22 protein-coding genes and 1 pseudogene are annotated in these 23571 nt (G+C 58.9%); 15 read left to right on the top strand and 8 right to left on the bottom strand.

Annotated features, from left to right (window positions below; all coding sequences use genetic code 11):
• Positions 1 to 9: 9 nt before the first annotated feature.
• A pseudogene (locus Q674_RS29660) lies at positions 10 to 396 on the bottom strand (enoyl-CoA hydratase-related protein); the annotation flags it as partial.
• Positions 397 to 592: 196 nt separating this feature from the next.
• Between Q674_RS29660 and betI the strand changes: the two are divergent.
• The 6 genes from betI (at position 593) to ahpF (ending at position 8407) form a co-directional block, all read left to right on the top strand.
• Positions 593 to 1186, top strand: coding sequence for a transcriptional regulator BetI (gene betI, locus Q674_RS29655; protein ID WP_023008748.1), 594 nt, complete (start codon positions 593 to 595; stop codon positions 1184 to 1186).
• 62 nt (positions 1187 to 1248) lie between these two features.
• The gene (gene betB / locus Q674_RS29650) at positions 1249 to 2718 is read left to right on the top strand and encodes a betaine-aldehyde dehydrogenase (protein ID WP_023008747.1); all 1470 of its coding nucleotides are present in this window, start codon (positions 1249 to 1251) and stop codon (positions 2716 to 2718) included.
• Between the two features lie 27 nt (positions 2719 to 2745).
• Positions 2746 to 4431, top strand: coding sequence for a choline dehydrogenase (gene betA / locus Q674_RS29645; protein ID WP_023008746.1), 1686 nt, complete (start codon positions 2746 to 2748; stop codon positions 4429 to 4431).
• Between the two features lie 210 nt (positions 4432 to 4641).
• Positions 4642 to 5859 carry a choline transporter gene (locus Q674_RS29640; RefSeq protein ID WP_023008745.1) on the top strand — a complete coding sequence of 406 codons (1218 nt, stop codon included), beginning with the start codon at positions 4642 to 4644 and terminating at the stop codon, positions 5857 to 5859.
• 196 nt (positions 5860 to 6055) lie between these two features.
• Positions 6056 to 6619: an alkyl hydroperoxide reductase subunit C gene (gene ahpC, locus Q674_RS29635; RefSeq protein ID WP_011787240.1), complete on the top strand. Its 564-nt coding sequence runs from the start codon at positions 6056 to 6058 to the stop codon at positions 6617 to 6619.
• A gap of 222 nt (positions 6620 to 6841) precedes the next feature.
• Positions 6842 to 8407, top strand: coding sequence for an alkyl hydroperoxide reductase subunit F (gene ahpF, locus Q674_RS29630; protein WP_023008744.1), 1566 nt, complete (start codon positions 6842 to 6844; stop codon positions 8405 to 8407).
• An 80-nt stretch (positions 8408 to 8487) separates the two neighbouring features.
• On the opposite strand, the gene Q674_RS29625 is transcribed toward ahpF, so the two are convergent.
• Positions 8488 to 9159 carry a transglutaminase-like domain-containing protein gene (locus Q674_RS29625; RefSeq protein ID WP_023008743.1) on the bottom strand — a complete coding sequence of 224 codons (672 nt, stop codon included), beginning with the start codon at positions 9157 to 9159 and terminating at the stop codon, positions 8488 to 8490.
• Positions 9160 to 9346: 187 nt separating this feature from the next.
• Here Q674_RS29625 and Q674_RS29620 point away from each other — a divergent pair, with 187 nt between their 5' ends.
• A complete protein-coding gene (locus Q674_RS29620; RefSeq protein WP_023008742.1) occupies positions 9347 to 10513 on the top strand; it encodes an ABC transporter substrate-binding protein in 1167 nt (388 codons plus the stop codon).
• A 41-nt stretch (positions 10514 to 10554) separates the two neighbouring features.
• On the opposite strand, the gene Q674_RS29615 is transcribed toward Q674_RS29620, so the two are convergent.
• Entirely contained in the window at positions 10555 to 11586 is a 1032-nt protein-coding gene (locus tag Q674_RS29615; RefSeq protein ID WP_023008741.1) for a histone deacetylase family protein, read from the bottom strand.
• 114 nt (positions 11587 to 11700) lie between these two features.
• Between Q674_RS29615 and Q674_RS29610 the strand changes: the two genes are divergently transcribed.
• From Q674_RS29610 to Q674_RS29600, 3 genes are all read left to right on the top strand, one after another.
• A complete protein-coding gene (locus Q674_RS29610; RefSeq protein ID WP_022991375.1) occupies positions 11701 to 12273 on the top strand; it encodes a YgjV family protein in 573 nt (190 codons plus the stop codon).
• 78 nt (positions 12274 to 12351) lie between these two features.
• Positions 12352 to 12642, top strand: a complete 291-nt coding sequence (locus Q674_RS29605) for an encapsulin-associated ferritin-like protein (protein ID WP_011787234.1) — start codon at positions 12352 to 12354, stop codon at positions 12640 to 12642.
• Positions 12643 to 12758: 116 nt separating this feature from the next.
• Entirely contained in the window at positions 12759 to 14285 is a 1527-nt protein-coding gene (locus Q674_RS29600; RefSeq protein WP_023008740.1) for a flavin-containing monooxygenase, read from the top strand.
• Between the two features lies 1 nt (position 14286).
• On the opposite strand, the gene Q674_RS29595 is transcribed toward Q674_RS29600, so the two are convergent.
• A complete protein-coding gene (locus tag Q674_RS29595; protein WP_023008739.1) occupies positions 14287 to 15357 on the bottom strand; it encodes an SDR family oxidoreductase in 1071 nt (356 codons plus the stop codon).
• A 79-nt stretch (positions 15358 to 15436) separates the two neighbouring features.
• Here Q674_RS29595 and Q674_RS29590 point away from each other — a divergent pair, with 79 nt between their 5' ends.
• Together Q674_RS29590 and Q674_RS29585 are read left to right on the top strand one after the other, a co-directional pair.
• Entirely contained in the window at positions 15437 to 15805 is a 369-nt protein-coding gene (locus Q674_RS29590; RefSeq protein WP_023008738.1) for a MerR family transcriptional regulator, read from the top strand.
• A gap of 94 nt (positions 15806 to 15899) precedes the next feature.
• Entirely contained in the window at positions 15900 to 17204 is a 1305-nt protein-coding gene (locus Q674_RS29585; protein ID WP_023008737.1) for a hypothetical protein, read from the top strand.
• Here the strand turns inward: Q674_RS29585 and Q674_RS29580 are convergent.
• The gene (locus Q674_RS29580; RefSeq protein WP_023008736.1) at positions 17179 to 18018 is read right to left on the bottom strand and encodes a TlpA disulfide reductase family protein; all 840 of its coding nucleotides are present in this window, start codon (positions 18016 to 18018) and stop codon (positions 17179 to 17181) included. The genes Q674_RS29585 and Q674_RS29580 overlap by 26 nt on opposite strands.
• Before the next feature lie 346 nt (positions 18019 to 18364).
• Here Q674_RS29580 and Q674_RS29575 point away from each other — a divergent pair, with 346 nt between their 5' ends.
• On the top strand, positions 18365 to 19696 hold the full coding sequence (locus Q674_RS29575; protein WP_023008735.1) for a DEAD/DEAH box helicase: 1332 nt from the start codon (positions 18365 to 18367) through the stop codon (positions 19694 to 19696).
• 101 nt (positions 19697 to 19797) lie between these two features.
• Here the strand turns inward: Q674_RS29575 and Q674_RS29570 are convergent, their stop codons facing one another.
• Both Q674_RS29570 and Q674_RS29565 read right to left on the bottom strand, forming a co-directional pair.
• Positions 19798 to 20457 (bottom strand): OmpW/AlkL family protein, encoded by a 660-nt coding sequence (locus Q674_RS29570; protein WP_023008734.1) that lies wholly within the window; start codon positions 20455 to 20457, stop codon positions 19798 to 19800.
• A 157-nt stretch (positions 20458 to 20614) separates the two neighbouring features.
• The gene (locus Q674_RS29565; RefSeq protein ID WP_023008733.1) at positions 20615 to 21085 is read right to left on the bottom strand and encodes a winged helix-turn-helix transcriptional regulator; all 471 of its coding nucleotides are present in this window, start codon (positions 21083 to 21085) and stop codon (positions 20615 to 20617) included.
• Between the two features lie 89 nt (positions 21086 to 21174).
• Here Q674_RS29565 and Q674_RS29560 point away from each other — a divergent pair, with 89 nt between their 5' ends.
• Both Q674_RS29560 and bamE read left to right on the top strand, forming a co-directional pair.
• On the top strand, positions 21175 to 22287 hold the full coding sequence (locus Q674_RS29560; RefSeq protein ID WP_031210077.1) for an NADH:flavin oxidoreductase: 1113 nt from the start codon (positions 21175 to 21177) through the stop codon (positions 22285 to 22287).
• 150 nt (positions 22288 to 22437) lie between these two features.
• A complete protein-coding gene (gene bamE, locus Q674_RS29555) occupies positions 22438 to 22749 on the top strand; it encodes an outer membrane protein assembly factor BamE (protein WP_022991367.1) in 312 nt (103 codons plus the stop codon).
• A gap of 24 nt (positions 22750 to 22773) precedes the next feature.
• On the opposite strand, the gene Q674_RS29550 is transcribed toward bamE, so the two are convergent.
• Positions 22774 to 23412 carry a TetR family transcriptional regulator gene (locus tag Q674_RS29550; protein ID WP_023008731.1) on the bottom strand — a complete coding sequence of 213 codons (639 nt, stop codon included), beginning with the start codon at positions 23410 to 23412 and terminating at the stop codon, positions 22774 to 22776.
• Positions 23413 to 23571 lie beyond the last annotated feature (159 nt).

The following is a 23571-nucleotide window of genomic DNA, read 5'->3' as shown; positions in this document are numbered from 1 at the left end:
ACTTATTCAGAGCCTCCCTAGATCAAATCCTGCGCCGATGGCCGGGCCGTTCACCGCCGCAATCACCGGCACTTCCACGGCGTCCAGTGCCAGGGGAATGCGCTGGATGCCCTTTCGGTAGCGCTCGGCACATTCCGCCGGGTCGCCTGCGAAGTCCCCGCCCCGTTCGGCCATATCGCGAATATTACCCCCGGCACTGAAGGCCGAGCCTGCACCGGTGATCACTAGCACGGACACATCCTCGCAGCTGTTCACCCACTCGGCCGTGGCAACTATATCGTCGATCAGATGGGAGCCGGTGAGCGCGTTGCGCAGGTCGTGGCGGTTCATGGTGAGCGTGGCCACTCGGTTTTCCAGAGTCAGCAGGGCATCGGTGAGTTGGGGCAGGGTACTCATAGTGGCTCCTTGTTGTTCGCGGTTGTCCCGATTGTGTCCTGACTGGCCGGCGGTTGCCAGCAACCTTTGGTGGAAGACGCATCCAGTGTAATGAGGTGATGTGGTGGTTTTCTGATCAAACTTGAAATCCCTGTCACGTTTCTGTAGCCTTTAATTTAATTGAACGTTCAATTAATAAAGATTGGATGGAAAGCCCATGCCGAAAGTCGGAATGAAAGACACCCGCCGCCAGCAACTGATCGACGCCACCATGGAGTCCATCGCTGAACTGGGGATGCAGAACACCACGATCGTGAGCATCAGCAAGCGGGCGGGGATGTCGTCCGGCATCATCAGCCACTATTTCGGGGGCAAGCAGGGGCTGATTGAGGCCGCCTTGCGCTACCTGCTGGACCAGTTGGGCAAGGAGTTGCGGGAGCGCATGGCGAAAACCGATCGCTCCCCAGCCCAGCGGCTGGACTGCATCATCGAGTCCAACTTTTCCGAGTTCCAGCGGTCGGCGCTGGCGGCGAAAACCTGGCTCAGCTTCTGGGCCCGTTCAATGCACGAGCCGGGGCTGAAGCGTTTGCAGCAGATCAACAACGCCCGGCTGTACAGCAACCTGCGTTATTCCTTCGCGCAAGTGCTGCCGCAGGCCGAGGCGACAGCGGCGGCCCGGCAAACGGCCGCGATGATCGACGGGTTCTGGTTGCGCAGCGCCCTGAGCCTGGACCCGGCCGAGAGCTTTGAAGCCGGCGAGCGGCTGTGCAAGCAGTTTGTCCACGAGACACTGGCCCGGGCTGGCGCCTGAGCCAATTTGAATTCCACGGCCCACAAGGCCTGAAGACACCGAACAGAGGTTACCAACGCGCTATGTCTGCATATCTTCCTGTGGTTCAGAACTTTGTCCACGGCCGGTTTCTGGCCAACAGCACCGGCGAGACCTTCCCGGTGGTGAATCCGGCCACGGGCCAGGTGATCTATGAAGTGGAAGTGGCGGATGAGTCTGTGCAACAGGCCGCCATCGAGAGCGCCCGCGCCGGTTTTGCCCAGTGGGCCGCCACGCCCGCCATTGAGCGCAGCCGCATTCTGCTGAACGCGGTGGCCTTGCTCCGCGAGCGCAATGACGAGCTGGCGGCAGTGGAAGTGCGTGATACCGGTAAACCCTGGCAGGAAGCGGAAGCTGTGGATGTGGTGACTGGCGCCGATGCCATTGAATTCTTTGCCGGCCTGGCGCCGTCCATCGAAGGTAACCAGCAGGATCTGGGTGGCGATTTCTACTACACCCGCCGGGAGCCGCTGGGCATCTGCGCGGGCATTGGTGCCTGGAACTATCCGATCCAGATCGCCTGCTGGAAGTCGGCCCCGGCCCTGGCCTGCGGCAACGCCATGATCTTCAAACCATCCGAAGAAACGCCCATGGGCGCGGTGAAGCTGGCGGAAATCTTTATCGAAGCCGGTGTGCCGGCGGGCGTGTTCAACGTGGTGCAGGGCGCTGCCGAAGTAGGCCAGTGGCTGACCCATCACCCGGAGATTGCCAAGGTGTCGTTCACCGGCGAGGTGGGCACCGGCAAGAAGGTGATGGCCGCCGCCGCGTCGTCGCTGAAAGACGTGACCATGGAACTGGGTGGCAAGTCGCCGCTGATCATTTTCGACGACGCCGACCTGGAGAACGCCATCTCCGCCGCCATGGTGGGTAACTTCTACACCCAGGGCGAGATCTGCACCAACGGTACCCGGGTGTTTGTGCACGAGGACCTCTACCCGCGCTTTATCGAGCGCCTGCTGGAGCGCACTCGCAAGAACATCAAGGCCGGTGACCCGATGAATCCGGACACCAACTTCGGCGCGCTGATCTCCAAAAAGCATCAGGAACTGGTGTTGGGTTACATCAGCAAAGGGCTGGCCGAAGGCGCCACGCTCAGCCACGGTGGTCGGGCCTTTGAGCCGGAGGATTCTCAGGGCGGCTATTTCGTGGAACCGACCATTTTCACCGACTGCACCGACGACATGACCATCGTGAAGGAAGAGATTTTCGGGCCGGTGATGTCTGTGCTCACCTTCCGCGATGAAGACGAGGTGATTGCCCGGGCCAACAATACCGATACCGGACTTGCCGCGGGTGTGTTCACCAATGATATCCGCCGGGCACACCGGGTGATTCACCAGATTCAGGCCGGCATCTGCTGGATCAACAGCTACGGTGCTTCGCCGGCGGAAATGCCGGTGGGTGGCTACAAACTCTCCGGTATCGGCCGTGAGAACGGGCGCGAAACCATTGCGCACTACACCCGGATCAAGTCGGTGTATGTGGGCATGGAAGACATCGACGCCCCGTTTTAACCCCGCAGGCCACAGAGGAGAACGCGTATGAAAGAAAACCAATACGACTACATCATTGTGGGTGCGGGCTCAGCCGGTTGTGTGCTGGCTAACCGTCTGACCGAGGACAGTGAAAACCGGGTGCTGCTGCTGGAAACCGGTGGCAGTGACAAGAGCATCTTCATCCAGATGCCCACCGCGCTATCCATTCCCATGAACACCAAAAAGTACGCCTGGCAGTTCGAGACCGAGCCGGAGCCGTACCTGGACAATCGCCGTATGCATTGCCCCCGGGGCAAGGTGCTGGGTGGTTCGTCATCCATCAATGGCATGGTGTATGTCCGTGGCCATGCCCGGGATTTCGACGAGTGGCAGTCTGAAGGTGCCGACGGCTGGAGCTACCGTAACGTGCTGCCCTATTTCAAGAAGGCGGAAAGCTGGGCCTTCGGCGGCGATGCCTACCGGGGGAATTCCGGCCCCCTGGGTGTGAACAACGGCAATAACATGCGCAACCCGCTGTATACAGCGTTCATCCGGGCCGGCGTCGATGCCGGTTATCTGGAGACCGATGATTACAACGGTGCCCGCCAGGAAGGTTTTGGCGCCATGCACATGACCGTGAAGAACGGTCGCCGCTGGTCCACCGCCAACGCCTACCTGCGCCCGGCCATGGCGCGGCCGAATCTGACGGTGGTCACCCATGCCCTGGTGCATAAGGTACTTCTGGAAGGGACAACCGCCACCGGCGTGCGTTATGAGCAGGGTGGTCAGGTGCAGGAGGCCAAAGCCGCCAAGGAAGTGATTCTGTCGGCCGGTTCTATTGGCTCGCCACATTTGTTGCAGCTGTCAGGTATTGGCAAGCGCGAAGTGCTGGAGCAGGCCGGTATTGAGGTGAAGCATGAGCTGCCGGGCGTGGGTGAGAACCTTCAGGATCACCTGGAGTTCTACTTCCAGTTCCGCTGCCAGAAGCCGGTCTCCCTGAATGGCAAACTGGACTGGTGGAACAAGCTCAAGATCGGGGTGCGCTGGATTCTGCGCAAGGATGGCCTGGGGGCCACCAACCATTTTGAGTCCTGTGGTTTTATCCGCTCCAAGGCCGGCGTTGAATGGCCGGATCTGCAATACCATTTCCTGCCGGCGGCCATGCGCTACGACGGCCGCGAAGCCTTTGATGGCGACGGTTTCCAGCTCCACATCGGTCACAACAAGCCGAAGAGCCGGGGTTTTGTGCATGTGCAGTCTGCCGACCCCAAACAGGCCCCGCGCATCCGTTTCAACTACCTGGAACACGAGGCCGACCGCGAAGGCTTCCGCGACTGCGTGCGCCTGACCCGGGAGATCATCAACCAGCCGGCCATGGACGAGTACCGCGGTGCGGAAATCCAGCCCGGTGTGGATGTGCAGAGCGATGAGCAGATCGATGCCTTCGTGCGCCAGGCGGTGGAGAGCGCTTATCACCCGTCCTGTTCCTGCAAGATGGGCACTGATGCGCTGGCGGTGGTAGACCCGGAAACCCGCGTGCGCGGTATCCAGAATCTGCGGGTGGTGGATTCGTCCATCTTCCCGACCATACCCAATGGCAACCTGAACGCGCCCACCATCATGGTGGCCGAGCGGGCAGCCGACCTTATCCGGGGCAGGGAGCCCCTGCAACCTTCGGATGCGCCGGTCTTCATGGATGATCAATGGCAGGCGCGCCAACGTCCGGGACAAGCGAAACGGTCGCTGGCCTAGCGACCGCAGTCCCGGCCCGGGTACGCAAGGTGCCCGGGTAGCAAGCCCTCAGGATTTCCCTATCAGCGCGACGGCATCCCGCCGTTTTCGGGCGACTGATAGGCAAGTCCTGGGTTTGTGTCCGATTCGAAAGAAGCAGCGCTTACAAAGTAGAGGAGGAACACCCATGCTGTGCACTACAATGACAAGGAACAACCGGAGGGAGATCACATGACACTCTGGTTATCCACAGGCCTGATCTTCACCTTCGCCGCCATCGCCCTGATTCTGTATCGGTGGTGGGACATGCAGTGCATCGGCGTTACGCCGGTTCGCACGCTGACCTTCATTGCCATCCTGTTCACCTCCGGTCTGGATGTGGGGCTGATCATGTTCCCGCTCACCGAGTTCGGTGGTTACGGCAATGTCTCTGAAAACCCGGAATACGCCTTTGCCAACCCGTTGGCCATTGAGTTCGGGTTCTGGGCCTTTCTGATCTGGGGCTTCTATTTCCTGACCTGCTTTTACTTCGCCATCATTGAGCCGCGGGTGAAGTTCTTCGAGATCCCGATGGTGAAGCTGGTCAACAACGTGGTGATTATCGGCACCTGCGCGTTCACCGCTTACCTGCTGCTGGTGAATCTGCCCTGGTATCTGCCGCAACTGGGTGATGGTGAATCGGTGGTGCCGGCGTTCTACATCATCGTGTTCCTGTCCATTGCGCTGGCGGTGTATTCCAGCTCCAAGGTCAAATACATCCGCATTCTGAGTGTTGGTTCCAGTGTGCTGTTCATTACCCTGATTGCGGGTATGTGGTTCCGGGCATTTGTTCTGGGTAAAGGCTCGCCGGCAGATTTCTTTGGCACCGCCGGCATGCTCGGTGAGTACTTTGCCAACATCCATCACTTTGTCCTGCCCATCAACGACTACCACGAGTTCTACCTGTTCTGGTGGTTTGCCTGGAGCATCATGATTGGTCAGTTCACCGCGCGTTTCGTGAGTGGGATCAAAACCTGGCAGTTGCTGATTGCCATGCTGGTTGTGCCGTCCGTTGCCATTGGCGTGTGGTTCAGCGTGCTCTATTACTATCACGCGGAAGGGCTGAAGATTGCCGCCTTCACCAACATCGCCATGATCTCGGTGGGCGTGTTGATGGTCATCAACTCACTGGATTCCCTGATCCGGCTCTACACCGATAACCTGAACCTGACGGCGCAACGCCTGGGGCGGGTGAATTATGTGCTCTTCAACCTGGTGGCCATGGTCGGGCTGACCATGTTGTTCAAGCTGGATTTCCTGCGGATTCAGTGGGTGGGTGCGCTGGTCATTGCACTCTACTTTGGTTGCTTTGGTTATATACTGCTCAGGAAACGTTCAGAGGTGGCTGCCATCCAAACGTCACCAAAAGAAAATATTCTGGACTTCCGCAAGATTGAACTTGCAGGTTAAGGCCCCATATCAATGGCAGGTGGCTGAAGGCCCGGAAGGCTTTTGGCCGCCATGTTTAGCCGAAGTTGATGGCTGTATATAGGCTATGCCTATGCTGAGATTGGAAATAATCAATTTTCACTCAGATGGTCAAACCCGTATCTTGTGCATCGTTTCCAAACCATCAGTTAAATGAACCGACAGGAGTTATTCTGAGATGGGTATCGTTAACAGCGAAATCAAACCGTTCAACGCCACCGCATTCAAGCAGGGCGAGTTCGTAGAAATTTCTGAAGCCGACGTTAAAGGCAAGTGGGCCATCTTCTTCTTCTACCCGGCCGACTTCACCTTCGTGTGTCCGACCGAGCTGGGCGACGTGGCTGACAAGTACGAAGAGCTGCAGAAGCTGGGCGTAGAAGTGTTCTCTGTATCTACTGATACTCACTTCACCCACAAAGCATGGCACGACACTTCCGAGACCATCGGCAAGATCAACTACTACATGGTTGGCGACCAGACTGGCACCATCACCAACAACTTCGGTGTTATGCGTGAAGGCCAGGGCCTGGCAGACCGCGCCACCTTCCTGATCGATCCGGACGGTATCATCCAGGCTGTTGAAATCACTGCCGAAGGCATCGGCCGTGACGCAGACGACCTGCTGCGCAAGGTTAAAGCTGCCCAGTACGTTCGCAACCATCCTGGCGAAGTTTGCCCGGCCAAGTGGAAAGAAGGCGAAGAAACTCTGGCTCCGTCTCTGGACCTGGTTGGCAAGATCTAAGTTTCCCCGATTCGGTGAAACTTACAGAAAGGCCCGCACTGCGGGCCTTTTTTGTATCTATCAATCGTTACGACTGAATTTTATAGGTATGGCCTATCAGAAGGTTTGGGTCAATCAATTTGAGCAACGAACCGTCTGGCCGTATCTTAATCATAACTTCAGATAACGATTCATTATTGAATTCAGAAACTTAGTTTCACGACATAAAGGGGAATACCAAACATGTTGGATGCCAATATCAAAGGACAGTTGAAGGCCTATATGGAAAAGCTGCAGCAGCCGATTGAGCTGGTGGCAGCCTATGACGACAGCAAGAAGTCCGAGGAGCTCAAGCAGCTGCTGGAAGAAATCGAGCCGATGTCCGAGAAGATCAGCCTGCGGACCGAGGAATCGACTGAGGTGCGTCGTCCGTCCTTCGCCATCAATCGTGTAGGCACCGACATTGGCGTTCGCTTTGCCGGTATTCCCATGGGCCACGAATTTACTTCGCTGGTGCTGGCCCTGCTGCAGGTGGGTGGCCATCCATCCAAGGCGTCTCAGGAAGTGATCCAGCAGGTTCAGGAGCTGGAAGGTGAGTTCGAGTTTGAAACCTACTTCTCGCTGTCCTGCCAGAACTGCCCGGACGTGGTTCAGGCGCTGAACCTGATGAGCGTGCTGAACCCGAACATCAAGCACACCTCCATTGACGGTGCCCTGTTCCAGGACGAAGTTGAGCAGCGTGAAGTGATGGCGGTACCCAGTGTTTACCTGAATGGCCAGCCCTGGGGCCAGGGCCGGATGACGCTGGAAGAGATTGCGGCCAGGCTGGACACCAACTCGGCTGAAAAAGAAGCTCGTAAGATCAACCAGAAAGATGCGTTTGACGTTCTGGTGATCGGTGGCGGCCCGGCAGGTTCTGCTGCTGCTATCTATGCCGCACGAAAGGGCATTTCGACCGGTATCGCGGCTGAGCGTTTTGGTGGCCAGGTGGCCGACACCATGGGCATCGAAAACCTGATTTCCGTGCCTTATACCGAAGGCCCGAAACTGGTGGCGGCCATGGAGCAGCACGTCAACGAATACGACGTCGACATCATGAACATGCAGCGTGCCGAGAAGCTGATTCCGGCCGAGCAGACCGGTGGCCTGCACGAAGTGCGCCTGGCCAACGGCGGCTCTCTGAAAGCTCGCACGGTGATTCTGTCCACCGGCGCCCGCTGGCGCCAGATGGGTGTGCCGGGTGAGGAAGAGTACCGCAACAAGGGCGTGGCCTACTGCCCGCACTGCGACGGCCCGCTGTTCAAAGGCAAGCGCGTGGCGGTGATTGGCGGTGGTAACTCCGGCGTGGAAGCGGCCATCGACCTGGCAGGTATTGTCGGCCACGTGACGCTGATCGAGTTTGGCGAGCAGATGCGTGCCGATGAAGTGCTGCAGAAGAAACTTCGCAGCCTGAACAACGTGAAGATCATTACGTCTGGCCAGACCACGGAAGTGGTGGGTACCGATGGCAAGGTCAGCGGCCTGAACTACACCGACCGTACCACCGGTGAGTCGCATCACGTTGAGCTGGAAGGCGTGTTTGTTCAGATCGGCCTGGTGCCGAACACCGAGTGGCTGAAAGGCGACATCGAACTGAGCCAGCACGGCGAGATCATCGTAAATGATCGTAACGAGACTTCGATCCCGGGTGTGTTCGCGGCAGGCGATGCCACCACCGTGCCCTACAAGCAGATCGTGATCTCTATGGGTGAAGGTTCCAAGGCTGCCCTGAGCGCCTTCGACTTCCTGATCCGTAACTCTGCTGAGTAAGTTGTTCACGCAAGCCTGAATTCAGGCTGACCCCTGAAACCGGCGCCCACGGGAAGTGGGCTGCCGGTTTTTTTATGGCTTCAGGAACGGTCCGAGATGTCCTGTTCCAGGCTGCCCGTCATGGTTTGGGGCTGGCCATCCGCTTCAAACAGGTGGCCATAGGCCCGGCGAACGCCGTCAACGATGAAATCGAAGGGCACATCGTCGAACACGCCGTGATCGTTGATGTATTCCATATGCGCCTGGCCGTCTTCCGTGAATTCCTGGAAGACCGAGTCGTTCACCCCATCAAACGGCAGGGGCTCCACCTTCATCAGCTCGCATAACTGTCGGTTGAAGGCCGGTGTGGCCTTCACCCAGCGACCATTGAGATACAGCTCGATAAAGCCGTGCATGCGGAAAATGTCGGAACGCAGCCACTCAATCAGCTTCGGGCTGGAAAGATGGTTACGTACATCCGCCAGGCCCAGCCGGCTGGGAATGCCGATGGAGCGGGCTGCAGCACCCAGCAGCACGGCTTTGGGAATGCAGTAGGTTTCGCCCGATTCCAGCGCGTAACTGGCCGAGAGCGTGCGTGGCTCGGTTCTGAACACGTAGGGGTTGTACTGGATGCTGTCGCGCACCGCCAGATACAGCGCCTTGATCTGTGCCACCGGCTCGTCCGATACGCCGGCCAGGTGCTGCTGGACCCAGGCCTCGACGGCGGGATGGTCGTAGTCGAAGAAGGGGGTGGCTCTCAGGTAGTTTTCCATTCCGGGCATCCAGAGTTTGCGCATGGTTGGCTGATGATCTCCCGATTAGCAAGCTACAGGCAATGACATTTTCCACCAATCCGGGTGACCAGAGGCACCGGGTTCGATCATCTGGGCAGAGGTCGATGCGGATACCGTATTGTTCGTTATACTGACCGGCAAGATTTGCCGACGGCTAAGGAGCTGCATGGTTTTACGTGTTGTACTGATGATCAGCCTGTTTCTGGGCACCGTTGGTCGGGTGGCGGATGCGGATACGCTCCCAAACCCGAGTGCGTCGGACACGCTCCCGAATGTGGTGTTCCTGTCACCGGATACCTCCCGTTTCTGGCACATGGTTGCAGGATTCATGGAGCAGGTGGCTGCGGACCTGGAGGTTGAGTTTGACGTCCTGTTCGATGAGGAGCGGCATCGGCTCAGTTATCTGAAGCTGGTCCAGCAAGTTCTCAGTCGGGAGGAGAAACCCGATTACCTGATCATCATGTGGAAGGAGCAGGTGACTGCTCAGATCCTGGATTATGCGCGCCGGCAAAGCGTTAAGGTGTTCTCGTTTAACACTGCGGTGCCAGAGGCCGCGCGAGAGAAGGTGGGTTCCGCGCCCAGAGAAAAACTGGAGAACTGGATTGGCCATCTGGGGGTCGATAATGTCTCCGGTGGTCAAATACTGGCCAGGATGCTCGACCAGCGAGCGCGGGCGCTCAACCTGGTCAGTTCTGATGAGCCGGTGCCTGTTGTTGCACTGACTGGCACCCTGGATTCCTCTGCGGCTCGTGATCGCAGTCTCGGGCTGCTTGAGGCGACGGATGGGGCAGGCTCGGAACTGTTGCAGTCCGTTCGTGCCGACTGGAGCGAGCTGGAGGCGAGAGACAAGACATCGGTGCTGTTGCGGCGGTATCCGAATACGGCTGCAATCTGGAGCGCCAGCGATGGCATGGCGCTTGGCGCCATGGATGCTGCCAGGCGCGCGGGCTTACGTCCCGGCAATGACTTGGTAGTGGGTGGCATTGACTGGGAGCCGGAAGCGCTTGCGGCGATTCGCGCGGGCGATCTGTATGTCAGTCTTGGCCGGCATTTCATGGGTGGAGGGCTGGCGTTGTTGCTGGTGCACGACTATCACCGGGGATACGATTTTGCAGATAGCGGACAATCGGCCTCGATGCACTACCAGTTTCAGGCTGCGACTGCCGACAACGTGGACGACATCGCTCACATGCTTGCGCCGGAAAACTGGAAAGCTGTCGATTTCCGGGCGTTCAGTCGGGTGTTCAATTCACAGCTCCGCGAGGTGCCTGTGAGTGCCGAGCGATTAATGGACGGCTTTTCGGCGGCGTTGATGAAACAGGGCGGCAGATAGCGCACCGGAGGAAGGGGCTCCCTCCGGTCGGCCAGTATTACTCAGGATTTTCCCTCAAAGCCCTGCATGACATTGACCGCATTTACGCCAATGGCGTCCACATCGTAGCCGCCTTCCATGGTAAACACGGTGGGCAAACCCAGCTGCGCCAGGCGCTGCCCCAGGCTGAGGTAGTCTTCCGACGCCAGCTTGAAGAACGAGATGGGGTCGTGCTCGAAGGTGTCCACGCCCAGCGCCACCACCAGGGCATCGGGCTTGAACACTTCAATGCGCTCGCAAGCGGTTTCCAGGCCCTGGCTCCAGGTGCTGTAGGGCGTCCCCGGCGGATAGACGATGTTCAGGTTATAGCCTTCGCCGGTGCCTTCCCCCAGCTCGTCTTCAAACCCGAGGAAGTGCGGGAACACCAGATCCGGGTCGCCGTGCAGGCTGATAGTGAGGACATCGGCCCGGTCATAGAAAATGGCCTGGGTGCCATTGCCGTGATGGAAATCCACATCCAGGATAGCAACCTTGCCGTAGCCCTGGTCCCGGAACGCCTGAGCCACGATAGCTGCGTTGTTGAAGAAGCAGTAGCCGCCGAACAGGTCGGCGTGGGCGTGGTGCCCGGGTGGTCGGCACAGGGCAAAGGCAGCGCGCTCACCATCGGCCACCAGTTTCTGGGCGGTCAGGGCCACGTTGGCGGAAGCGCGGGCGGCTTCCCAGGTGCCCTCCGAGATCGAGGTTTCGGCGGCAAAGCTGTAATAGCCCAGGCGGCCATCAATGTCCTTGGGAATCCGGTGGCGCATGCCCCGGCCTGCCCAAACCGCGGGAATGGCTTCGCCGGGCTTGCCCGCAGCCAGCCAGTCCTGCCAGCAGGTCTCCAGAAAGGCCACGTAATCCGGTGTGTGCACGCGCTGGATCGGCGCCAGCCCGAATTCTTCCGGCTCCAGAATCTCGCCCAGGGCCTGGTCTTTCACCCGGGCCAGGATGGTCTCGGCCCTTGAAGGTTTTTCATGGGGTTCGATCAGCAGGCCGCCATCCAGTTCGGTGCGCACATGGCGCCGGCTGTGCAACGGGGAGAAGACGGTTTTCATAGGGCGCGAATCCTTGATATCAACGTGGGAGCACTCTGGCACAGGTTTGTGCATGGCTCAAACCCGGTAAGTGTGGCAGGCTGGGGTGCAGCATCGGGAGAGGGGATTACCGCTATGACAGAACTGGTTGCCGGGCTTACGCTCAGCCAGGGGCTGGGGCAGCTGTGTGGGTTGGTGGCCCTGGGGTTCTGTATTGCCGGTTTTGCCAACAAGAACGACGACCGCCTGCTGGTCCTGCTGATTTCGGCCAATGTGGCCTTCGCCCTGATGTTCGCGTTCTTTCAGAGCTGGACGGCGGCGGCCCTGACGGTACTGGTGATCCTGCGCATCGCCCTGGCGCGCCGGTACCAGGGCAACGGATTGATCATGGCGGCTATGCTGGTGGTCAATCTGCTGGTGGCCTGGGCAACCTGGACGTCTGCTACCGATGTGTTTCCCCTCACCGCCGCCGTTCTCGGCACCGTGGGCATGTTCATGCTCCGGGGTATTCCCCTGCGTATTGTTCTGGGGCTGGCGGCGCTGGCCTGGATGCTCAATAACCTGGTGATCGGATCCGTCGGCGGTACCCTGGCTGAGGGTATGGTGCTGGTTACCAACATCATTACCATCATCCGGCTGTACCGGCTGCAGAAACAATATCCCGGGCTTGATCTGCAGGCGCCAAGGTCGGGAGAAGAGCGCGGGTAAGTTTGTCGTCGTCGCTGGCTTTGGCTATGGTCTAAGGGTGCCAACGGGCACCTAGTAACCGCAAATCAGGAGTGATGCATGGCAAACGACAGTTATCATGAGCCGGTGGGTGAACTGACAGACGACACCCGTGATATGCACCGGGCCGTCAGTTCGCTGATGGAAGAGTTTGAAGCCGTTGACTGGTACAACCAGCGGGTGGATGCCTGCAAGGATCCGGAACTCAAAGCGATTCTTGAACACAATCGCGACGAGGAGAAAGAACACGCGGCCATGGTGCTTGAGTGGATTCGGCGGAAGGATCCGACCATGGACAAGTACCTTCGGGAATTCCTGTTCAAAGAGGGGCCAATCGGTCACCACGACTGACTCAAACAGCCATATCCTGAGCGCAGATTGGCCAATTCCCGGAGCTGTCGGCCTGCGCTATCGTGATTCTCTACACGTGATTACAAGAAACGGATCGGATTCCGAGAGGGCAGGATATGGCTAAACAGCATTATGATGTATTGATCATTGGCGCCGGAGTATCCGGTATTGGCATGGCCTGTCACCTGAAACGGGAATGCCCCGGCAAGCGTTTCGCCATACTGGAGCGCCGCCAGTCCCTTGGTGGCACCTGGGATCTGTTCCGTTACCCGGGTATCCGCTCGGATTCCGACATGTTCACCTTTGGTTATAACTTCCGGCCCTGGACCGGCGGCAAGGTGCTGGCCGATGGCGCGTCGATCAAAAACTACGTGGCGGAAACCGCGAAAGAGAACGATGTCGAGCGCCACATTCGTTACGGCGTGGCCGTGAAGACTGCGGACTGGTCCAGCACCGACAAATGCTGGACCCTGACCGCTGAGAACGAGCAGACCGGCGATCAGGAAACCTACACCGCCAGCTTTTTGGTGGGCTGCACCGGTTACTACAATTATGATCAGGGCTACAAACCGGATTTCCCGGGCGAAGCTGACTTCAAGGGGCAGATCGTCCATCCCCAGCACTGGCCGGAGAATCTGGATTACTCGGGCAAGAAGGTGGTGGTGATTGGCAGCGGTGCCACGGCAATTACCCTGGTGCCCACCATGGCAGAGAAGGCCGCACACGTTACCATGCTGCAGCGTTCGCCCACCTATCTGATGCCGTTGCCGTCAACCGATAAAGTCACCCTGGCGCTGCAGAAAGTCCTGCCGGAAAAGACGGCCTACCGGTTAACCCGCGCCCGCAACATTTCGATTTCCCGGCTGCTCTACGAGCGTTCGCGCAAGAGCCCGAAAGCCATGCGCCGGCTCTTTCTGTCGGTGATCAAACGGCAGCTCAAGGGCAAGGCCGACATGCGCCACTTCAGCCCGGACTACAACCCCTGGGACCAGCGCCTGTGTGTGGTCAAAGATGGTGACCTGTTCGAGGCAATCAAGGCCGGTACCGCCTCCATCAAGACCGATCATATCGAGCGCTTCACCAAAACCGGTATTCGCCTGAAGTCGGGTGAGGAGCTGGAAGCCGACATCATCATTCCGGCTACCGGCCTGGACATCCAGATGCTGGGCGGCATCACGCCCCGTGTGGATGGCCAGGAGGTGGCGCTCAAGGACAAGGTGATCTACAAGAATGTGATGGTGGAAGGCGTACCCAACGCGGGCATGATCTTTGGCTACACCAACATTTCCTGGACCCTGAAAGCCGATATTGCCAGTGAGTACCTGTGCCGGCTGATCAACCACATGGATCGTAACGGCCATCAGGTGGCCGTGGCACGAGACACCGAGAACAGTAAGGGAGAGGATACCATTCTCGGTTCCCTCGACGCGGGTTATATCAAGCGGGCAGAAGACCGGTTGCCGCGTCAGGGCACCCACGGCCCGTGGAAAGCCTCCCAGAATTATCTGCAGGATGTGAAAATCCTGCGTTTCGATCCCATCGAAGACGGCTATCTTGAGTTTGATGGCCAACCCAGTCGCGCGAGCGAAGGCCGTTCAACCGGTTTCCTTCGCCCGCTGCGTTCGGCGTTGTTCGGGGCCTGAGTCAGGCCCCGATCGTTACCGCTCCTCCGCCGACACCGAGACGTTGGCAGTAGTGTCGGCAGCTTGCTTCCAGGTACTCAGCGAATGGCGGTAATTGCACGTTCTGCTGCGCCAGAAACTGCTCTGTGCGGGAGGTGTCGAAACGGCAGGTCTGAATAAATGCCAGGGACTCCGGGGCCACCTTCAGCAGCCCGGGCAAGCCAGGTATGGCCAGCAGAGCTTTCATCACGCCGATAGGAAGATGCCTGCGGGGGCCCGGCTTGCCCAGGAGTTGCGCCGCGGCCTGTAACAGCCCCGCCAGATTGGGCGTGTTCTGGTCCAGCGCCAACAGCGTATCGAGTACGTGAGTGGCCGTGCAGGCAGCTGCAATTAGTTGGGCCAGGCTATCCACCGGAATCAATGGCAACCAGTGCTCTGGCGACCCCGGAATCACGGCCAGTCGCCCGTGGTAGAGGTTGTCGAGCAAGCTGTACAGCGGTTGGGCCGGGTCCAGGTCCCCCGTTGATCCGTGGCCCGCCACCGTCGCTGGCTGTACTTCGACCGCATTCAGCCCGTGCCTTGCCACGAATTCCCGCAAGCGGAATGCGGATTCCAGTTTGCTCGCCTCATAGCCACCGGCCCGCCGGTACACCTGGCTCCAGTCGGTCTGCTCCGGGTGACTCATTTGAATGCCCTGGCGTGACAGGTGTGCCTCGTTGGCGAGCATGAACCCCGTAATAAACACCAGCCGGCAGTTCAGGTGGCGGGCCAGTTCCGCCACCCGAAGACTGCCGGTAACGTTGGTGTGACGGGCCTCGTGCTCGGGCAGGTTCCAGGCGAACCGGGCGGCCAGATGCACGATGCATTCGATGCCGTTCGGTAAGGTGACCAGCCCCAGATCCGGCTTTTCCAGATCGCCTTCCAGGGCGGAAAACCGCTCCATGGCGACGCCCTGCTGTTCGAGAAAGTCGGTGAGCTGGGTCAGGCTGGACTTGGAGCGGGTCAGTGCCTTCACGTCATGCCCCTGCTGCAACAGGGTGAGGCAAAGATATTTACCAATAAAACCGGTGGCGCCGGTGATCAGGATGGTCATGGTGCGTTCCTTGTTCATTGAGTCGAACGCAGCCTAAAGTATGGAGTATGCTCGAAGGTCAACAGGGAGAGTGCTTGGCATGAGGATATCGGAACTGGAAAGGCGCACCGGGGTGACCCGGGATACCCTGCGCTACTACGAAAAACAGGGGCTGATCCGGGAGGTGGGCCGCAGCGGAAACAACTATCGGGACTACCCGGAGCAGGCCGTCGCGCGTGTGGCGATGGTGCGGCAACTCAAGAGCCTGGGTTTTTCGCTGAACGAAATCCGTGAGTTGCTGGATGCGGTTCGCTCGGACCGGATTGATTGCCTGCAGGGTGCGGCGGTGATGGCCCGTAAGAGGACCCTGGTGGATGCCCGGATTCGCGAACTGAAGGCCGTCAGCGCGTTATTGAAACAGGAGCAGGCCCGCCTGGAAGCCAGTGCCAGGGAGCACGGACTGGTTTGATGGCCATCCTCATAATTGCTGATGGCGCGGTAAAAGTAGCTTCCTTAACATAGGCGGTCTATTCAGGTTCCTTTGATCTGTCCGGGAAACGGTCTTGCTGCCACTTCGCTCCGCGTTAGCCTACGTTGCCTTACTCTCTGCCATTCTGGCGAGCCTGCCGGGTATGACCTATCTGGGGGCTGCCGCCGCGGGTGCGACCGTCTTGCTGGGCTGGCAGGACATGCGCAATGTGCCCCGGGCGGTGTTTGTCGTGGCGCTGGTCATGCTGGTTTTCGCCCTGGGCTATGACCCGGAGCTGATTGAGACCGCTTCCGGTAACATGACCCGGCTGGCTGGCCTGATGCTGGCGGTGATGCTGCTGTCGAATGTGCTGGCCCGCACTGAGGACCTGCAGAAGATTTCCGTCAGTCTGTTTGGTGGTAAGCCGCTGGCCCGATACCTCAGCCTCGCGTTCGGCACCTCGCTGGTGTCTGTTCCCCTGAACTTTGGTTCGGTGGCAGTGGTGGGCAGCCTGGTGGGCGAGCGCATCCGTCGCAACGGCGATTCCGAATCTACCCGCAATGCCACCCGGGCTGTTTTGCGAGGGTTTGGCGTCGCCCCCATGTTTTCGCCTCTGTCCATTTCGGTGGTGCTGACCCTGACGCTGTTGCCGCAGGTGAGTCTGCTTTCGCTGTTGTTGCTGGCGGTACCGTTTTCCGTGGTGATGGTGCTGGCGGGGCTGCACTGGCGAGAACCGGAACCGTTGCAAAGCACAGAGCGGAGCGTTAACCGTGCTGGCGCGGGTAGCTGGTTGCGGTTTGGTGGGCTGATTCTGGCGATCTGCATGGGTGTACTCTGGCTCAGCCACCGGTTCGGATTGAGTTATGCCCATGCGGTGGCCTTGAGCTGTCTGGCAGCGGTGCTCTTGTACCGGATTCTGGGTTGGTTAAAGCGGGAGAATCCGCCTCTGGCCAGCATGGCCAATGTCAGCAATGAGCTGGCCATTGTTGGTGGTTCGGCGTTTATCGGGGCGGTGCTCAGTGGCGTGGTACTGGGCCAGATCAGCGGTCAGCCGGAATTACCGGTGTGGCTCTGGGCGCTGCTGGCGGCCGGTGTACCCTGGGTGTTTTTTGCTGCCGGACTGGCGGGTATGAACCCGATTATTATTGCTACCCTCATTGGCGGTATTCTGGGTTCGCTGTGGCCAGGCGCAGCTCAGCTTGGCCTGGCCATCGGCATGGTTACTGGCTGGGGGATTACCGCCTTCGGCACGCCCTTTGCGGCCAATGCTTTGATTATGGAACGGCTGACCGGATACCGGACACGGGATGCTTCGTTTCGCTGGAGCCTGGCGTTGTCGCTGTCGGGTCTTTGCGCAGCCAGTCTTCTGGGCTTCAGTCTGACCCTGTGGCTGGCCTGAGGTAAGCCGGGTCGAAGCGCTCGAGGCTTCGGGCCAGGCTGGCGCGGGAAAGTTCGCCCATATGGGTATCCACGAGTTGGCCCTCGGCGTTGTAGAACAGAGTGGTGGGCAGGCCGTGGCTGCCAACTACCCGGCCAAACCGGTTCTGCCTGTCGCTCAGTACGTGGCTCAGGTTCAGGTTCTGTGCCATCAGGAATTTGCGGATGGTTTCCGGGTGTTCGCCCTGATTGGCGAACACAAAGTTCACGTTCGGGTAGCGTTGCTGGGCGTCTTCCAGCACCGGCATTTCGCGGATACATGGCGGGCACCAGGTGGCCCAGAGATTGACCACCGTGGGCTTGTCACCGGCCAGGCTGGCCAGGTCTACCGGGCGTTCGTTCAGATCGGTCAGTGCCACTTCCGGCAGGCCCCGGGTTTGCTGGTTGATCAGCGCAATAATGCCAGACATACCGCCCCAGATGATGAGGCCAGCCGCGACCGCCGAGCCCAGCGCCCGGCGTATGGCCGCCCGTTTCCACATCAGGTAACCGGTGAAGGCCAACGCAGCAATCAGGCCGGTCACCAGGTCGAACCCGCCGTCGCGGATGTCGATCATGCCCAGCCAGTCGCCCTGATACTCGCTGAAGTAGCGCACCACAAAACCGATGCGGGCACTGACCATGGCCACCAGAAAGATATCGGCCAGGGTACCGGCCACCGGCGTTTTCTCTTTCCGGCCGATCAGGGCGCCAACCACCAGGGCAACCACGAAGGCCAGAACGAGAAGCAGGTGTCCGATGGACAGGCTGAGGGGGCCGATGCCTACGCTGAGCATGGAATCTCCGGAAATCGGTGAGTTTTTAGTAGCATACGGCGGCTAATGACCGCCGGGCCCTGTCAGAGTTCCATTTATCACCCTGAAAATGAAGGCCGGCCAATAAAACCACCTATAGCTATTTGCCGGGTGCTCTGTTACCGTGCCTGCATCCTGCCTCTAGGGATTCCGCAGTTTCCGGCTTAAAGCCGCCTTGCGAACCATTTCATACGACCTGTCAGAGGACGTCACCCCGAACCCGGCGCGTGACCGTAGTCGTCTTTTATTCCATGACTTTCATGGCATCTGCCCGCATTCGCCGACGACGGTGTTCGTGGAGGCAGAATCAATCAAGAGTACATCGTATATGAGTTTTTCTTCTCTCGGTTTGTCCGAGCAGCTGGTCCGTGCCACCGCCGATCAGGGTTATGAAACCCCGTCTCCCATCCAGCAGCAGGCGATTCCCGCGGTGCTGTCTGGCAAAGACGTAATGGCCGCGGCCCAGACCGGCACGGGTAAAACCGCTGGTTTTACCCTGCCTTTGTTGCAGCGCCTGGCGGAAAACCCCCGCACTGGCAAAGGCCCCCGCGCCCTGATTCTCACTCCCACCCGTGAGCTGGCCGCCCAGGTACACGATAGCGTGAACCTTTACAGCAAATACGTACCCACCAAGGCCGCTGTGGTTTTTGGTGGTGTAAAGATCAACCCGCAGATGATGAAGCTGCGCAAGGGCCTGGACGTACTGGTGGCCACACCGGGCCGTTTGATGGACCTGTACCAGCAGAACGCGGTGCGCTTCAACGAAGTGGAAATCCTGGTGCTGGACGAAGCCGACCGCATGCTCGACATGGGCTTTATCCGCGATATTCGCAAGATCCTGGCGTTGCTGCCAGCCAAGCGCCAGAACCTGCTGTTCTCCGCCACCTTCTCCAACGAAATCCGCACCCTGGCCCAGGGCCTGCTGGATAACCCGGTGCAGGTGGAAGTGGCGGCCCGTAACACCACCGCCGAGAAAGTGAAGCAGTCTGTCTACCCGGTTGACCAGAGCCAGAAGACAGCCTTGCTGAGCAAGCTGGTGCGTGACAACGACTGGGATCAGGTACTGGTCTTCACCCGGACCAAGCACGGCGCCAACCGCCTGACCCAGAAGCTGGAAAAAGACGGTATCACGGCTGCCGCCATTCACGGCAACAAATCCCAGGGTGCCCGTACCCGTGCCCTGGCGGATTTCAAAGCCGGCGAAGTACGCGTGCTGGTCGCCACCGACATCGCCGCCCGTGGCTTGGATATCAAACAGCTGCCGCAGGTGGTGAACTTTGAACTGCCCAACGTGCCGGAAGACTATGTGCACCGCATCGGCCGTACCGGCCGTGCCGGCGAGAGCGGGCATGCGCTGTCGCTGGTGAGCGCGGATGAAGGCAAACTGCTGGCGGGTATCGAGAAGCTGATCAAGAAGCAGCTGCCGCGCAAGGAAGTGGAAGGCTTCGAGCCGAAAAACAACCTGCCGCTGAAGCCCAAGGCCAAAGCAGACCCGAGCAAGGCGCGGAATCGTCGCCCTCAGGGTGGCAATGGTAAGAGCTTTGGCCCGAAGCCGGCTGGTCGCAGCGGCGGTCGTAGCCGTGGTGGTCAGGGCGAAGGACAAGGCCGAGGCCAGGGGCAGGGTAGAAGTGGTCGCCCGGCTCAGCGCCAGAGCGCCTGAAAACCGGTTCTCCTGACATAAAAAAGGCGGGGCCGAAGCCCCGCGAAGGAGAACGCACCATCCGGTAGCCGACAGACCGTGGGAGCTACCGGAGGTACGAATCAGAACTTGTAGGTGAAACCTACCATGTAGACCATGGGGTCGATTTCTACGTCGAATTTGTCCAAACCTTCAACTTCAGCTTCAGTGTCGATATCTGCCCACCAAATCGCGGCGTTCAGACCAAACTGTTCACTTAGCATATAGTCAACACCAATCTCTGCAGCAACACCGATGCTGTCGTCCAGCTCAATATCAAGACCTTCCAGCGCGCCAGAGGTTTTCTCTTCAAAGAAAGTGGTGTAGTTAACACCAACGCCTACGTAAGGCTGGACCGCAGAAGAGCTCGCCATCGGGTAGTATTGCAAAGTTATGGTCGGTGGTAGGTGTTTTGTCTCAGCGATCTTACCAAGAGCTGCAATATCGCCAGCGCCACTGATGTTGTGCTTGAACGGCGTTGCCGCAAGCACACCCAGGCCGATATTGCTGGTAAACATGTAGGTGCCACGAATACCCAGCTGTGTGTTGGAATCTACTGCAACACGGGCGTCGTCACCGAGAGCAGCAACAGAGCCTACGGTAATAACATCACTAGAATCATCCGGCGCGACATGCACAGCACCAGCACGCACAACAAAATCACCCGCTTCAAAAGCCTGGGCTGCAGGAGCAACTGCCATTACGGCCGCAGCCAGAACACTGAGTTTAAAACCACGAGACATAGCCATCTCCTTATCCATGAAAGATCGATGGCTTCAATTTAATGACATCGGGATAGGCAATCTTGATTTAGCGCAAGAAATGGCGGAAGGCAGCGCGACTGGCCAATAAGTCTTGATTCAACTCAAGAAAACGTGGAAATGCGGCTATTGCGGATGGTCAGGCCTGGGCTTCGTCGAGGGTGTTGTCTTCATCGCTGGGCACAAACACATCCCGAATAGACAAGGGCTGCCCCTGGGTATTCTGCACGGTGACTGGCTGTATTGGCCGGCCGCTATCGCGGTCCCGAAGATCCAGAGGCTGACCGTCAGGCGCGGGGTTCCACTTGTCGCCCCACTGGCGCAGAGCCACCACCACCGGGAACAGATCCCGGCCTTTCTCGGTGAGCCGGTACTCAAATCGTGAGCCGTGCTCACCTACATCCACTTTGCGCAAGACTTCGTTGTCCACGAGCTTGGCCAGGCGGTCACAAAGAATGTTCTTGGCAATCCCCAGTTGCTGCTGAAAATCCACAAACCGGCGGGTGCCGTACATGGCGTGCAGCACAATCAGCAGCGACCACCAGTCCCCCACTTCATTAAGGGCACGGGCGACGGAGCAGTTGGAATCATCAAAACGTTTTCTGGCCATGTAGGGGAGTGTACCGAATAGGGTTGCATTTTGAAACCGGATTGAATAGGGTTGCTTTACGAAACCAAATTGATGAGGTTGCACATCACATGAGTATGAATCTTGGTCCTTTGTTTGAGCCGTTTGAACTTCACAACCTCAAGCTGCGCAACCGCGTAGCCATGGCTCCGATGACCCGCAATTTCTCGCCCAAGGGTGTACCCGGTCAGGATGTGGTGGACTACTATCGCCGCCGCGCCGAGGCCGGTGTTGGCCTGATCATTACCGAAGGCACGATAGTGAATCACGCGGCTGCCAACGGTTACCCGAACGTACCGGCCTTCTACGGCGACGAAGCCCTGGCGGGCTGGAAGAAAGTGGTGGATGCCGTGCACGAAGCCGGCGGCGCCATTTTCCCGCAACTGTGGCACGTGGGCGCGGTACGCAAGGAAGGTATCGAGCCGGATCCCTCTGTTCCCGGTTACAGCCCTTCAGGCCTGTTTGCCCCGGGCAAGCCCAACGGCAAGGCCATGACCAAGGAAGATATCCAGGACGTTATCAAGGCCTTCGGCGATGCCGCCCAGGACGCCAAGGCCCTGGGCTTTGACGGTGTGGAAATCCACGGCGCACACGGCTACCTGCTGGATCAATTCCTTTGGGAAGGCACCAACCAGCGCGACGATGAATACGGCGGCAGCCTGGAAAACCGCCTGCGCTTTGTGGTGGAAATCGTCGAGGAAGTGCGCCACCGCGTGGGCCCGGATTACCCGATTATGCTGCGCTTCTCTCAGTGGAAGCAGCAGGACTACGAAGCGAAACTGGTGAACAGCCCCGAAGAACTTGAGCGCTTCCTGAAGCCTCTGGTGGAGGCTGGTGTCGACATCTTTCATGCTTCCACCCGCCGTTTCTGGGAACCGGAATTCGAAGGCTCCAACCTGAACCTGGCCGGCTGGACCCAGAAAATCACCGGCAAGCCGACCATGTCGGTTGGCAGCGTGGGCCTGACGGAAGATTTCATCAGCGGCACCTTCGCCAGCAAGAAAGAGGCGGTGGAGCAGTCTGGCATTGACGAGCTGGTTGAGCGCATGAACAACGGTGAATTCGATCTGATCGCCGTTGGCCGCGCCCTGCTTCAGGACCCTGAATGGCTGGTGAAAGTGAAAGAAGGCCGCCTGAACGAAGTGGAAGCCTTCGCCAGGAAGTCCCTGGCAAAACTCTACTGATCGAACCTACCCCTTCGATCGTGCCTGCCGCGCGCCTTCGGGCCCGCGGCTTTTTTGTGTCTGAAATCTGTCCGGTTCGTAATCGCAGCAATCGGCAGAAACGCTATGCTGTAGGCAGATTGTTGCTATTCATCAGACAAGGAGTTGGATATGGCTTTGATGCGTCATCTTAAACTGGCTGGGCTGGCTGCGGTATTGATCACCCTGGTGGGTTGCGCCAGCGTAGGCCGGGATTTTGCCACTCACAATGTCGACCAGATAACCATCGGTGAGACGACCCGCGCGGAGATTCAGGAGATGTTCGGTGAGCCCTGGCGCACCGGTATTGAAGACGGCAAGCGCACCTGGACTTACGGCAAGTATCGCTGGTCCGCCTTTGGTGACGATGAAACCACGGATCTGGTGGTCCGTTTCAATAATGACGGCACGGTATCCTCTTACGTGTACAACACCACCGAATAAAAGCTCCCGGGCGCCGGCCTGGCCTCAGTCAGCGGCCGGCGCCTGTTTCAGCGCCAGAATCTGCCCGGAATCCAGTTCCTCGATTAATGCCCCCCGGAACTGCCGGTTGATGAATCGCTCCGTTTCCACCTGAATCCGCTCCCGCTGCCCGGGCTTCTCGATATAGTCCATGGCCCGGAACAGGATGTAGCGGATGGTCATGTTGGAAATCTCCTGTACCACCACCTCATCGACACCGGGCACCAGCCCGCGTTCCAGAATATCCTCGGCCATTTCCCGGGCGCTGGCGTCCAGCTGTGCTTCGAGAGCCCGGCGTAACACGGGCGACGGGCCATGAAGTTCCCTGACCGCCACCGTGGTTGCCGCGGGGTTGGCCAGAAAGTAGTGGTACACAAAAGTGACGGTGTCGTGGGAGGCCTGTTCCGAGGAATCCGCCATCTGCCGCAACTGCCGCACGCCGGCTTTCATGTCCTCAGCGATATACCCCAGCACCTGCAAACCGAATTCGTCCAGATTGCGGAAGTGTCGGTAAAAGGTGTTCGGGTTTAACCCCGCCTCCCGGGCCAGTTCCCGCAGGCCCAGAGAGGTCAGGCTACGGCTTTGGGTAATCAGCCTTAGAGCGGCCTGGATCAGTTTCAGTTTTCCGCCGGCAAGTCGTTGCATCGAGTCGTGTTTCCTTTGGGCGTTGGGCCAACAACCTGTCACTCAGGGCCATTCCTGTGCGAGTGGGTATACAGGTGTCTACTTTGACCGGTATACATGTGTCTACTGGTCATGATGACCACACCGACAACAACAGGCAAGGCCCTTCAGGCCACACAG

The sequence above is a fragment of the Marinobacter sp. EVN1 genome (genome assembly GCF_000475375.1).
Lineage (GTDB): Bacteria > Pseudomonadota > Gammaproteobacteria > Pseudomonadales > Oleiphilaceae > Marinobacter > Marinobacter nauticus.
The sequence above is the reverse complement of the archived record's forward strand: the minus strand, read 5'-3'. Positions and strand labels throughout refer to the sequence as shown.